Origin of the sequence: Bacteroides ndongoniae, from assembly GCF_900108345.1 — a bacterium.
Taxonomy (GTDB): Bacteria; Bacteroidota; Bacteroidia; order Bacteroidales; family Bacteroidaceae; genus Bacteroides; species Bacteroides ndongoniae.
In genome coordinates, this window is sequence record NZ_FNVV01000014.1 from 1,585,838 (window position 1) to 1,596,758 (window position 10,921).

12 protein-coding genes are annotated in these 10,921 nt (G+C 49.1%); 9 read left to right on the forward strand and 3 right to left on the reverse strand.

Annotation, left to right across the window (positions count from 1 at the left end; all coding sequences use genetic code 11):
- Positions 1–57: 57 nt before the first annotated feature.
- The 3 genes from BQ5591_RS17425 (at position 58) to BQ5591_RS17435 (ending at position 2,504) form a co-directional block, all read left to right on the forward strand.
- Positions 58–1,092, forward strand: coding sequence for a PhoH family protein (locus tag BQ5591_RS17425; RefSeq protein ID WP_071150300.1), 1,035 nt, complete (start codon positions 58–60; stop codon positions 1,090–1,092).
- A gap of 13 nt (positions 1,093–1,105) precedes the next feature.
- On the forward strand, positions 1,106–1,489 hold the full coding sequence (locus BQ5591_RS17430; protein ID WP_317042587.1) for a four helix bundle protein: 384 nt from the start codon (positions 1,106–1,108) through the stop codon (positions 1,487–1,489).
- 70 nt (positions 1,490–1,559) lie between these two features.
- Positions 1,560–2,504, forward strand: coding sequence for a phosphoribosylaminoimidazolesuccinocarboxamide synthase (locus BQ5591_RS17435; protein WP_071150301.1), 945 nt, complete (start codon positions 1,560–1,562; stop codon positions 2,502–2,504).
- A 125-nt stretch (positions 2,505–2,629) separates the two neighbouring features.
- Here the strand turns inward: BQ5591_RS17435 and BQ5591_RS17440 are convergent, their stop codons facing one another.
- Genes BQ5591_RS17440 through BQ5591_RS17450 form a run of 3 tightly spaced genes read right to left on the reverse strand, consistent with a single transcriptional unit; the run spans position 2,630 to position 4,127 of the window.
- Positions 2,630–3,568 (reverse strand): HipA domain-containing protein, encoded by a 939-nt coding sequence (locus tag BQ5591_RS17440; RefSeq protein WP_022161522.1) that lies wholly within the window; start codon positions 3,566–3,568, stop codon positions 2,630–2,632.
- Positions 3,565–3,903 carry a HipA N-terminal domain-containing protein gene (locus BQ5591_RS17445; RefSeq protein WP_071150302.1) on the reverse strand — a complete coding sequence of 113 codons (339 nt, stop codon included), beginning with the start codon at positions 3,901–3,903 and terminating at the stop codon, positions 3,565–3,567. The genes BQ5591_RS17440 and BQ5591_RS17445 overlap by 4 nt, the downstream gene beginning before the upstream one ends.
- Positions 3,900–4,127: a helix-turn-helix transcriptional regulator gene (locus BQ5591_RS17450; protein ID WP_022161524.1), complete on the reverse strand. Its 228-nt coding sequence runs from the start codon at positions 4,125–4,127 to the stop codon at positions 3,900–3,902. Before BQ5591_RS17450 ends, BQ5591_RS17445 begins: the two co-directional genes overlap by 4 nt.
- Positions 4,128–4,368: 241 nt before the next feature.
- Between BQ5591_RS17450 and ubiE the strand changes: the two genes are divergently transcribed.
- From ubiE to BQ5591_RS17480, 6 genes are read left to right on the forward strand one after another with little or no spacing between them, the layout of a single operon-like run.
- Positions 4,369–5,106: a bifunctional demethylmenaquinone methyltransferase/2-methoxy-6-polyprenyl-1,4-benzoquinol methylase UbiE gene (gene ubiE / locus BQ5591_RS17455; protein ID WP_071150303.1), complete on the forward strand. Its 738-nt coding sequence runs from the start codon at positions 4,369–4,371 to the stop codon at positions 5,104–5,106.
- A 13-nt stretch (positions 5,107–5,119) separates the two neighbouring features.
- Positions 5,120–5,866, forward strand: coding sequence for a shikimate dehydrogenase family protein (locus BQ5591_RS17460; RefSeq protein ID WP_071150304.1), 747 nt, complete (start codon positions 5,120–5,122; stop codon positions 5,864–5,866).
- Complete coding sequence (locus BQ5591_RS17465) at positions 5,845–7,431, forward strand: AAA family ATPase (RefSeq protein WP_235817110.1); 1,587 nt, start codon at positions 5,845–5,847, stop codon at positions 7,429–7,431. Before BQ5591_RS17460 ends, BQ5591_RS17465 begins: the two co-directional genes overlap by 22 nt.
- Positions 7,421–8,860: a vWA domain-containing protein gene (locus BQ5591_RS17470; RefSeq protein ID WP_235817111.1), complete on the forward strand. Its 1,440-nt coding sequence runs from the start codon at positions 7,421–7,423 to the stop codon at positions 8,858–8,860. The genes BQ5591_RS17465 and BQ5591_RS17470 overlap by 11 nt, the downstream gene beginning before the upstream one ends.
- A 55-nt stretch (positions 8,861–8,915) precedes the next feature.
- Entirely contained in the window at positions 8,916–9,884 is a 969-nt protein-coding gene (locus tag BQ5591_RS17475) for an alpha/beta hydrolase (protein WP_071150306.1), read from the forward strand.
- 18 nt (positions 9,885–9,902) lie between these two features.
- Positions 9,903–10,811 (forward strand): TPM domain-containing protein, encoded by a 909-nt coding sequence (locus tag BQ5591_RS17480; protein ID WP_071150307.1) that lies wholly within the window; start codon positions 9,903–9,905, stop codon positions 10,809–10,811.
- Positions 10,812–10,921 lie beyond the last annotated feature (110 nt).

Below are 10,921 nucleotides of genomic sequence, written 5' to 3' on the forward strand. Positions count from 1 at the left end.
GTTTTCCAAACGATTCACTAACTTTGCATTGCATTTCATGAACATTAAAACATATCAATGATAGAAAAACTGATTGTCCTTGAAGATATCGACCCGGTCATCTTTTACGGTGTGAACAACACCAACATGCAACTGATAAAAGCCCTTTACCCCAAACTGCGCATCGTAGCGCGCGGCAACGTCATCAAAGTGCTGGGCGACGAAGAAGAAATGTGCGCCTTCGAGGAAAACATTACCAAACTGGAAAAATACTGCTCCGAATATAATTCGCTGAAAGAAGAAGTCATCATCGACATCATCAAAGGCAATGCCCCACAAGCCGAAAAGAGCGGCAACGTCATCGTGTTCAGCGTCACGGGCAAGCCTATCATTCCCCGAAGCGAAAACCAGCAGAAACTGGTAAATGCCTTCCATAAGAACGACATGGTGTTTGCCATCGGTCCTGCCGGATCGGGTAAGACTTATACCGCCATCGCCCTGGCTGTGCGTGCCCTGAAGAACAAGGAAATCAAAAAAATCATCCTCAGTCGCCCCGCCGTTGAAGCTGGCGAAAAACTCGGCTTCCTGCCCGGCGACATGAAAGACAAGATAGATCCGTACCTGCAACCGCTATACGATGCCTTGCAGGACATGATACCCGCTGCCAAACTGAAGGAATACATGGAGCTGAACATCATACAGATAGCCCCATTGGCCTTCATGCGTGGACGTACGCTGAACGATGCGGTCGTCATCCTCGACGAAGCACAGAACACCACCACCGCCCAAATCAAGATGTTCCTTACCCGTATGGGCATGAACACCAAGATGATTGTAACAGGCGACATGACGCAGATTGACCTCCCCTCTTCACAAACCTCCGGCCTCGTACAAGCCCTGAAGATACTGAAAGGAGTGAAAGGCATCAGCTTCATCGAACTGAACAAGAAAGACATTGTGCGACACAAATTAGTTACTCAAATTGTAGAAGCGTACGAAAAGTTTGAAGCAGCTACAAGCTACAACAAGCTACGAGCTACAAGCAAAAAAGATATAATGAATGAAAAAGAAGGAACAAGTGGAGAGGCAACCACAACCGTCCCCCGTTCATAACTAAATAAAAGTCATGGCAGAGATAAAGACACATAAAGACTTGCTCGTTTGGAAAAAAAGTATAGACTTGGTAGAACAAATCTATAAGTTTACCAAACAATTTCCCAAAGAAGAACTTTATGGCATCACCAATCAGATGAGACGCTGTGCTGTTTCTATCCCTGCCAATATTGCAGAAGGGTCTGGGCGAAAGAATAAGGCTGAATTTATACAGTTTCTGCACATCGCACTCGGCTCGGCAAGCGAACTTGAAACTCATTTAATTATTTCACAGAGACTTGGATTCCTATCCAGCAACTCGTACGATGAAATAATGAATGCCCTGAACGAAATCATAAAAATGATTTGCGGACTCATAAACTCCTTAAATTCCCTAAACCCCACTCGTAGCTCGTAACTCGTAGCTTGTAGCTCGTAACTCGTAGCTCACTAAAAACGAATAAACTAACAACTAAATACTAAAAGATATGAAAGCGTTAACTAAAACTGATTACAACTTTCCGGGACAGAAGAGCGTCTATCACGGAAAAGTACGCGACGTGTATAACATCAACGGTGAAAAACTCGTCATGGTAGCAACCGACCGTATCTCGGCCTTCGACGTTATCCTGCCCAAAGGCATCCCCTTCAAAGGACAGATGCTGAACCAGATTGCAGCTAAGTTCCTTGATGCTACTACCGACATTTGCCCTAACTGGAAACTGGCTACACCCGATCCGATGGTGACCGCTGGTGTTATGTGCGAAGGTTTCCCGGTAGAAATGATTGTACGCGGCTACCTCTGCGGATCAGCTTGGCGTGCCTACAAGAGCGGTGTACGCGAAATCTGCGGTGTACGTCTGCCCGAAGGCATGAAGGAAAACCAGAAGTTCCCCGAACCCATCATCACCCCGACTACCAAAGCCGAAATCGGTGAACACGATGCAGATATCTCCAAGGAAGAAATTCTGGCACGTGGTCTGGCTACTCCTGAAGAATATGCCCTGTTGGAAAAATATACACTGGCCCTCTTCAAACGTGGTACAGAGATTGCTGCCGAACGCGGCCTCATCCTGGTAGATACAAAATACGAATTCGGTAAGCACGACGGTAAGATCTACCTGATGGACGAAATCCATACACCCGACTCCAGCCGTTACTTCTACAGCGAAGGCTACGAAGAACGCTTCGAGAAAGGCGAACCTCAAAAGCAGCTCTCTAAAGAGTTTGTACGCGAATGGCTGATGGACAATGGTTTCCAGGGTAAGGAAGGCCAGCAGGTACCAGAAATGACCGACGAAATTGTCACTTCAATCAGCGAACGCTACATCGAACTGTACGAACACATCACCGGCGAGAAGTTCGTCCGTGAGGCAACCGAAGACATTGCTGCCCGTATCGAAAAGAATGTAACAGAATACCTGAGCAAGTAATGCAGAAATACAGAGAGCACACTTGCTTTTGAAATACATCTGACGCGGATTACGCGGAATACTGCGGATATCATCATCCCTGTTCCATGTAATCCGCGTCTGTTTTTGTTCAGCCTGCAGGACTGTCAGCGCAGCATCACCACGCGGCGCAAGATAAGTTGTTTGTATTGCCTCTTCATGTCGTCAGGCAGGAAAGAGTGGTCTATCAGTTCAAACCACTTAGGCAAAGCTCGACTGAAGCGGCGAGCCAGATTCTCAATCACCTTCTCTTCTACTCCCGAAGCTGTAATGGCCTTGTAGAAATCCGTCTTGCGCAACCGATTCTTCTTCCCGTTAAGGGTAAGAGCCAGTTCTTCGGTATCTTCGGGCATCACCAGCGCAGTAGACAACATGTCATAAGCCGGAGTAAGCGTATATCCGCCCATCAGATTATAAAGTGAAAAGTTCTTGAGATGCATGTCTGCATTGCCTGTTATCCAACAAAATACTACTACCTCCCAGAAGTTGATTACATCCAGCTGGGGCGTAGAAGAATAGCGACGGATAAGTTTGGCTATCTGTTCATAAGACCCTTTGTATTTGTACTCTGTCAACCGCTCGGACAGTTGGCACATGTCTTCCATTGCCACTTTATGCCCATCGGGCAAGCGGTCGATACGACGGGTTATATAGCACAGTTCACCGTCACTGAAACGTATCAGACTGTGGGGTACCACACTGATTTTAGCAGCTTCGGCCAGGTGCATGGTGACGTCCTCCAGTTCGGGCAAAGCACGATAGGATTGTGTCTGTGGCTTCAGAATAAAGCGTCCCCACAGGCCCACAATGGTAAAACGGTCAGGCTCGTTGCGTCCGCCCCGATTAATGTCGAGCGAAAGCTTGGCCTGCACCCCGGTAAGGGTAGTCTGGCTACGCACTACTTCCCGGGCCAGGTCGCCCAACTGCCCACGCACGTATGGCAATTCGGGCACTGTACGGGTACCGAAAAATTTGCGGGCACAGGCCGGATGAAAGTCCTTCATCCCCTCACCCAATTCTTTATAGCAATACAGACACCGGTTCATAATTTATCCTCCTCCGTTTCGTCATCGGGTACTACACTAACAGCTCCAATACAGTCCTTACAACAGGCCAACAAAAGTGACATGCGGTCGCGCTGGTTGATTTTCCAGCTTCGTTCGGCAATGTCCAGCAGCCAACCTTCGGGTATCAGTCCGTCAAAGAAGGGAAAGAGTACCGTATCATGATAAAGTTTCTCAGTCAGTGGTAGTGTCAGACTAATAGCTGTCGCATCAGGCAAAGCCAGATAAGCGGCATCGTACGTAAAAGTAAAACCGTTCTCATCTTCTACCAACCTGCCCGCCAATCGGTCGTGCAGATACACCTTTGCCTTCTTCATGATTTATCCTCCCTTGTTTTTACGTCTATTTCTACTGGTCCCACCTGACGGCCGAACAGACTGAGTACCTGATTTACCTTATCCATCCGCAAGGTCTGCTTGCCCTGCTCCAAATCACGCACAAAGCGCAGACCCACACCCGATTTGTCAGCCAAGTCTACCTGAGTCAGTCCGAACTGTCGGCGCATCTCTTTCACAAAGTCTGCAATTACTGTATGTTCCATATTTTATACCCTTTCGGGTACAAATATAACATAAGTTTCCATCTATTATACCTTATAGGGTATATTTTATCTGTATTTAATTAAATTTATACCCAAACGGGTATAGCAAAAAAAACAAGAATTTCACAATTTCTTGAAACTAACTGAAAAGAAGCGTATGCCACAAAAGGAATTTATACACCAATTAGCACACTGAAATAGTTATTTTTTTAACTTTGCGCAAAAGAACATAGCAATTATTATGGAGTACCCACAAGAAAAAGTCATGCCTTACGGCAAGGAAGGAAAGAAAAGCGAACAGGTAGAACAGATGTTCGACCACATCGCTCCTACCTACGACCAGTTGAATCACACCCTTTCACTGGGTATCGACCGCAGCTGGCGCAGGAAAGCCATCCACACACTCCGTCCTTACCACCCGCAACAGATGCTGGATATAGCTACCGGTACCGGCGACTTTGCCATTCTGGCGTGCCGCGAACTGCAACCGCAATCGCTGATAGGTGCTGACATTTCGGAAGGTATGATGAACGTCGGACGTGAAAAAGTACGCCAGGCAGGACTTGCAGACCGTATTTCTTTCGCCCGTGAGGACTGTACAGCTCTCACTTTTGCCGATTCTACTTTCGATGCACTGACCGTCGCTTTTGGCATCCGCAATTTCGAACATCTGGATAAAGCCCTCGGCGAAATGTGCCGTGTGCTCCGCCCTGGCAGACATCTGGTTATTCTTGAACTTTCCACTCCCGACCGCTTCCCTATGAAGCAGCTGTTTGCTATCTATTCCAAGATCGTAATGCCCCTCATCGGCAAACTCATATCAAAGGACAACAGTGCCTACACCTATCTGCCCGAAAGTATCCGTGCCTTCCCTCAGGGCGAAGTGATGCAGCAGGCTATCCAAAATGCCGGCTTCAGCCATGTTTATTTCAAACGACTGACGTTTGGCATCTGTACCCTTTATGTTGCAACCAAATAAAAAACTGACAATTATGCAAAAGTATGGTTTAATAGGCTATCCGTTGAAACATTCTTTTTCTATAGGATATTTCAACGAAAAATTCCAATCCGAGAATATTGATGCCGAATACGTGAATTTCGAAATTCCACGTATCGAAGACTTTATGGAAGTTATCGAAGAAAACCCCGACCTGTGCGGACTGAACGTCACCATCCCCTATAAAGAAAAAGTGATCCCCTATCTGGACGAACTGGATAAGGATACTGCCAAAATTGGAGCGGTCAATGTGATCAAAATCCTTCGCCAACCCAAAGGGAAAGTAAAACTGGTCGGATACAATTCGGACATCATCGGATTTACACGTTCCATTGAACCCTTATTGCAACCCCATCACACCAAAGCCCTTATACTGGGAACGGGCGGTGCATCGAAAGCCGTATATCATGGCCTGGCCAATTTGGGTGTGCAGAGCACCTATGTATCACGCACCAAAAAAAATAACGATATACTGACATACTCCGAACTTACACCGGAAGTGATGGCAGAACACACCGTCATTGTCAACACTACCCCATTAGGAATGTATCCGAAAGTGGATTTCTGCCCGGATATTCCCTATGATTTGCTGACACCTGACCACCTGCTCTACGACCTATTATACAACCCCAACGAAACCCTGTTCATGAAAAAGGGAGCAGAACACGGAGCTTCTGTCAAAAACGGTCTGGAAATGCTGCTGTTGCAAGCCTTTGCCGCATGGGAAATCTGGAACAGATAAAGCTGCATCCGGATATGGTAGAACGTATACGCCAGTTACTGGCTGAAATCAGCAGAGGGGTTTATGAAAAAGAGAACGAAATAGCGCTTTCCCTGTTGGCTTCGCTGGCAGGCGAAAGCATCTTGTTGCTCGGCCCTCCGGGAGTGGCCAAGTCAATGGTGGCAAGACGCCTGAAGCTGGTATTTGCCGGCGCACGGGCGTTCGAATACCTTATGTCGCGTTTCTCCACCCCCGACGAAATATTCGGTCCGGTCAGCATCAGCCGTCTGAAGGAAGAAGACAAATACGAACGCATCATACAGGGATATTTGCCTTCGGCCGACATCGTTTTTCTGGACGAAATATGGAAAGCCGGTCCTGCCATACAGAATACACTACTGACGGCTATCAATGAAAAAATATTCCGCAACGGAGAGAACGAACTGAAACTCCCCCTGAAACTGCTGGTTGTGGCAAGCAACGAGCTTCCGGCTCACGGCGAAGGATTGGAAGCCTTATGGGACCGTTTCCTGATACGTGTCATCTGCCGCAATATCCAGAAAGAAGCCACGTTCCACCGCATGTTGCTCGACGAGACGGATATGGACACGGTACCAGTGTCTTCTCACCTGCAAATCACAGAAAACGAATACGCTGAATGGCAACAGCAAATCAAAGCCATCAGCATACCAACTGAAATATTAGACAGCATCACCGAGATACGGCAACGATTGTCCAGTGTAGAGATTCCGGAAAGCGACTTGAGAAGAAGCATTTACGTCAGCGACCGCCGCTGGAAACACATCGCCAGATTGCTGAAGGCATCTGCTTTCATGCACGGACGTACCGAAGTCTGCTCCGATGACCTTATTGTGACATACCACAGCCTTTGGAATGAACCCGACGAATTGCCAGCCGTACGCCAACTCGTCATTCACTCACTTTTTGCCTTACAGGAGAAACAGATTAAGTCCGCTGCACAGACCCTGAAAGCTGACCTGAAAGCTTACTCCGCCCATCAGGCATTGGAAAAAGCCAGACATAGCCAAAACCATCGGGACGACGATTTGCTGATAGTCGACCACTTCTATTTCCAGCTGGAAAACCACGGCACAGGCAACACATTCATCTTTCTGGCAGACTTTATGGGAATGAAGAATCACCAGCCACAGGATGCTCCACAAACCGGCGTGATGTACACCGACCCGCTTCATCCGGAACGAACCCTAATCCGTACCTTTGCAGACAGCAGTCAGATGAAGGCAAAAAATGCCAGACAGGTCCGCCTCTACCGCGACAATCATTACCTGTACATCGACGGAGTGCGATACAGCATGCGCCGTTTGCGTCCGGGAGAGAAACTGGCTGTCAGTCAGTCGACCAGACCGACAGTTAACCGCGACTACGAAACGGAGCTGGAACAGGCAAACAATGCCATCAACAGCCTGGCCTACAAGCTGTATACCAACATTTTCCTTTGCGAGGAAGACAAGAAGGAGATAGAACAACACGTGGCCAATCTGCGCAAACTGATTGCATTCGCCCGAGTAGATGCCCGCAAACTGCTATACGGCGATGAGGCATGAACAGTCGTTCTATACCGAAGTGCTGGACCACTATTTTGCCACAGGCGAATTTCTGGAGACCGGCAGCAGCGAACCGCTCTACACATACCTGCGTTCGATTCTGGAAAATCCTATCATCAAGGTACAAGTCCTGTCCGACGAGGTTTGCGCACGCGTGCTGTACGACACACTGAGCCAGTTTATTCTGCAAAATCTGGAACGCGAGAAATACAATTATCAACGTAAACAGTCGGAAGAAAAAAGCAGGCAGCTCATTACCCAATGGACACACGACCGCAAACGTGACGGTTGGCAAGCCCTGGTAGAAGAACTGGACTGCCAGTACGGACGATACGGCTTCAACGCCCCTTTCTACCGGCAGGCATTCGGTAAAGAAGGGCAGACGGACGACGACATTCTATGGGAAAAGCTGGCCGAAGACTGGAAGGAAGCCATACAACGTCAACTGAACGAAAAGAAAGAAGCTGAAATAGAGAACTATCGGGATAGCCTCGAACGACGCATCTCCTCCAATCTGCAGAACATCCCTTCTTATCTGCAAAGGAACCGGATAGAGAAGGACGAATTCATGCAGGCATGGGGCATGATGAACGGACTGTGGAACACCAGCGACTTCGAACGGATACGTAAAATCGTACGCATCCAGAAAGATTTCCCGCAGATTGCCGAAGTGGCCGATGCCATGGGACGAACCGCCCACGACGACGGTAAGGAGCGTATCCATATAACCGAAGGCAATGACAGCAAACTGGAACATGCCTCACAGTGCGACATAGCAGGCATCACCATCAGCAACGACCTGAACAGCCTTCTCCCCATCGAGATAGCCTATTGTTCCGACAAGGAACTGGAGAAAATCTTCCTCAACAGATTTCTGACTCAAAAATTGCAGACATTCCGCTACCAATCGGAAATCACCCAACCCGCACGCCGCCTGCAAACACGCCCTGCCCAGCGAAAGGGACCGATGATTGTCTGCCTGGACACTTCGGGCAGCATGACGGGGGTACCCGAAAGAGTAGCACACTCTACTTTAATCAGACTGCTGGAAATTGCCGACCGCCAGAAACGCGATTGTTTCCTCATTGCCTTCTCTGTGTCCATCCAGCCTATTGACGTCCGCAAAGAAAGGGCCAATCTGCTCAGTTTTTTTAGCCGTACGGCATGCGGCGATACAGATGCCAGCCGCATGATGAAGAAAACCTTCGAATTACTACAGTCCGGCAAGAGCTACCAGAACGCTGATGTACTCTGGATCAGCGATTTCCGCATACCGCTTTCGTCTCCTGCCCTTTTGCATCAGTTGCAGGAAGCTCGGCAGAACGGTACACGCTTCTACGGACTGCAAACAGGCATTGCCGAAAACGAATGGCAACCCTACTTCGACCGTATCTGGAGGATAGGCTACAATTCTCCCCGTCGTTATTGATTGTATATCAAAACAAAATCGTACATTTGTCCACCAACAGACAAAAACAAGGAAAATGAAGAAAACCATCAAATACAGTTTGACGGCCATCATCGCATTGGCCGCACTGCTGCTATGCGCAGGCTATTACATGCTGGGCTATGCGCTAAAGCCCGCTGAACTTGTCACCCGCAGCCGCGACATAGAAGGTTCGCTGAAGTACATGGCCGAAAACTATCCCGACGTAAGCCGCTGGATAGACAGTCTGCAGAACGTCGGTGCCCTGCACGATCTCTACATCGAAAACGACGAAGGCCGGCGACTCCATGCCCTCTACGTTCCTGCCGCCGACAGCACCCGCCACACGGCTGTCATCGTCCATGGCTATACTGACAATTCCATCCGCATGATGATGATAGGTTACCTTTACAACCGCCAGCTGGGCTACAACATCCTGTTGCCCGACCTCTACGGACATGGGCTGAGCGAAGGTACCGAAGTACAGATGGGCTGGAAAGACCGGCTCGACGTATTGCTGTGGACCGACGAAGCCAACCATCTGTTCGGAGGAAACACACAGATGGTCGTACATGGCATTTCGATGGGAGCTGCTACGACCATGTGCGTATCGGGCGAAGTGCAGCACGGCATGCACCAGCAGCCTTTCGTGAAATGCTTTGTCGAAGATTGCGGCTACACCAGCGCCTGGGACGAGTTCAAAGGAGAGCTGAAGAATCAGTTCAGTCTGCCAGCCTTTCCACTGCTGAATGTGGCCAGTGCCTTATGCAAGATGGAGTACGGCTGGAGTTTCCAGGAAGCCTCTCCGCTGGAACAGGTCAAGAAGTGTACCCTCCCCATGCTCTTTATCCATGGCGATGCCGACACGTTTGTGCCCACCTGGATGGTACATCCCCTTTACGAGGCCAAGCCTCAACCCAAGGAACTCTGGATAGTGCCCGGTGCCGAACATGCCGTAGCCTATAAGGAGAACCCCGAAGCCTATACCCGCAAGGTCTGCGATTTTGTAAGAAAATACATTCACTAAAAACAAGTATATCCACTCATGAAGCGAATATTCACGTCTATTCTGCTCTGCCATCTGTTAGGACTGATGGCTTGGGCACAAACAGTGTATACTCCCGACAACTTACCCAAAGTACACTTACAGGACAAGACCCGTTACGTCACCGACCCCGAGAACATCCTCGACATATCTGCCCGCGACAGCATCGACCGTATGCTTTACCGGCTGGAGCAACAGACAGGCATACAAAGCGTCGTAGCCGTTGTTCCCAGCATTGGCGATGAAGACTGTTTCGACTTCTGCCACCGTCTGCTCAACTCGTGGGGCGTGGGACAGAAAGGCAAAGACAACGGACTGGTCATCCTGCTTGTCACCGACCAGCGTTGTATCCAGTTCTATACCGGCTATGGCCTGGAAGGACCTCTGCCCGATGCCATCTGCAAACGCATCCAGACACGCGAAATGATTCCTTATCTGAAGGATAACCGATGGAGCGAAGGAATGGTAGCCGGTGTACGTGCCACTTGCGGCCGGCTGGACGGCTCGATGGAAAACGATCCGTCGGCAGATGAAAGAGGTAACAATGGAATGACTTATGTATTACTTCTTTTCGGCATTATCGCTGTAAGTTTTCTGGTGGCTTACATTGCCGTACGTCATGCCAGCAAATGCCCCAAATGCGGGCAGCACAAGCTACAGCGCAGCTCCAGCCAGCTCATCTCGCGCCGCAACGGTGTACGGACGGAAAACGTCACTTACATCTGCCAGAACTGCGGACATAAAGTTGTGCGCCAACAGCAATCGTACGACGAAAACTATCGCGGACGTGGAGGCAGCGGTCCGGTCATCTTCGGAGGCGGAGGAGGCTTCAGTGGTGGCGGAGGTTTTAGTGGAGGCAGCTTCGGAGGAGGCATGGGAGGCGGAGGAGGCGCCGGATCAAGATTCTGACGCTATCCTCAGGACAGCATTAAACCTTCTGACTCTACGACTGTCCTATAAAAACACTTCAACAATAAACACACATGAAAAGCGCTATTATTACATCTTTGCTACTAATG

What these genes read in the sequence shown, in the direction of transcription:
- BQ5591_RS17445 (WP_071150302.1), bottom strand. Translation starts at nt 3,903, where the DNA reads ATGAAGAAGGCAAAGGTGTATCTGCACGACCGATTGGCGGGCAGGTTG.
- BQ5591_RS17475 (WP_071150306.1), top strand. Translation starts at nt 8,916, where the DNA reads ATGAAGAAAACCATCAAATACAGTTTGACGGCCATCATCGCATTGGCC.
- ubiE (WP_071150303.1), top strand. Translation starts at nt 4,369, where the DNA reads ATGGAGTACCCACAAGAAAAAGTCATGCCTTACGGCAAGGAAGGAAAG.
- BQ5591_RS17440 (WP_022161522.1), bottom strand. Translation starts at nt 3,568, where the DNA reads ATGAACCGGTGTCTGTATTGCTATAAAGAATTGGGTGAGGGGATGAAG.
- BQ5591_RS17460 (WP_071150304.1), top strand. Translation starts at nt 5,120, where the DNA reads ATGCAAAAGTATGGTTTAATAGGCTATCCGTTGAAACATTCTTTTTCT.
- BQ5591_RS17430 (WP_317042587.1), top strand. Translation starts at nt 1,106, where the DNA reads ATGGCAGAGATAAAGACACATAAAGACTTGCTCGTTTGGAAAAAAAGT.
- BQ5591_RS17480 (WP_071150307.1), top strand. Translation starts at nt 9,903, where the DNA reads ATGAAGCGAATATTCACGTCTATTCTGCTCTGCCATCTGTTAGGACTG.
- BQ5591_RS17465 (WP_235817110.1), top strand. Translation starts at nt 5,845, where the DNA reads ATGGGAAATCTGGAACAGATAAAGCTGCATCCGGATATGGTAGAACGT.
- BQ5591_RS17450 (WP_022161524.1), bottom strand. Translation starts at nt 4,127, where the DNA reads ATGGAACATACAGTAATTGCAGACTTTGTGAAAGAGATGCGCCGACAG.
- BQ5591_RS17470 (WP_235817111.1), top strand. Translation starts at nt 7,421, where the DNA reads ATGAGGCATGAACAGTCGTTCTATACCGAAGTGCTGGACCACTATTTT.
- BQ5591_RS17425 (WP_071150300.1), top strand. Translation starts at nt 58, where the DNA reads ATGATAGAAAAACTGATTGTCCTTGAAGATATCGACCCGGTCATCTTT.
- BQ5591_RS17435 (WP_071150301.1), top strand. Translation starts at nt 1,560, where the DNA reads ATGAAAGCGTTAACTAAAACTGATTACAACTTTCCGGGACAGAAGAGC.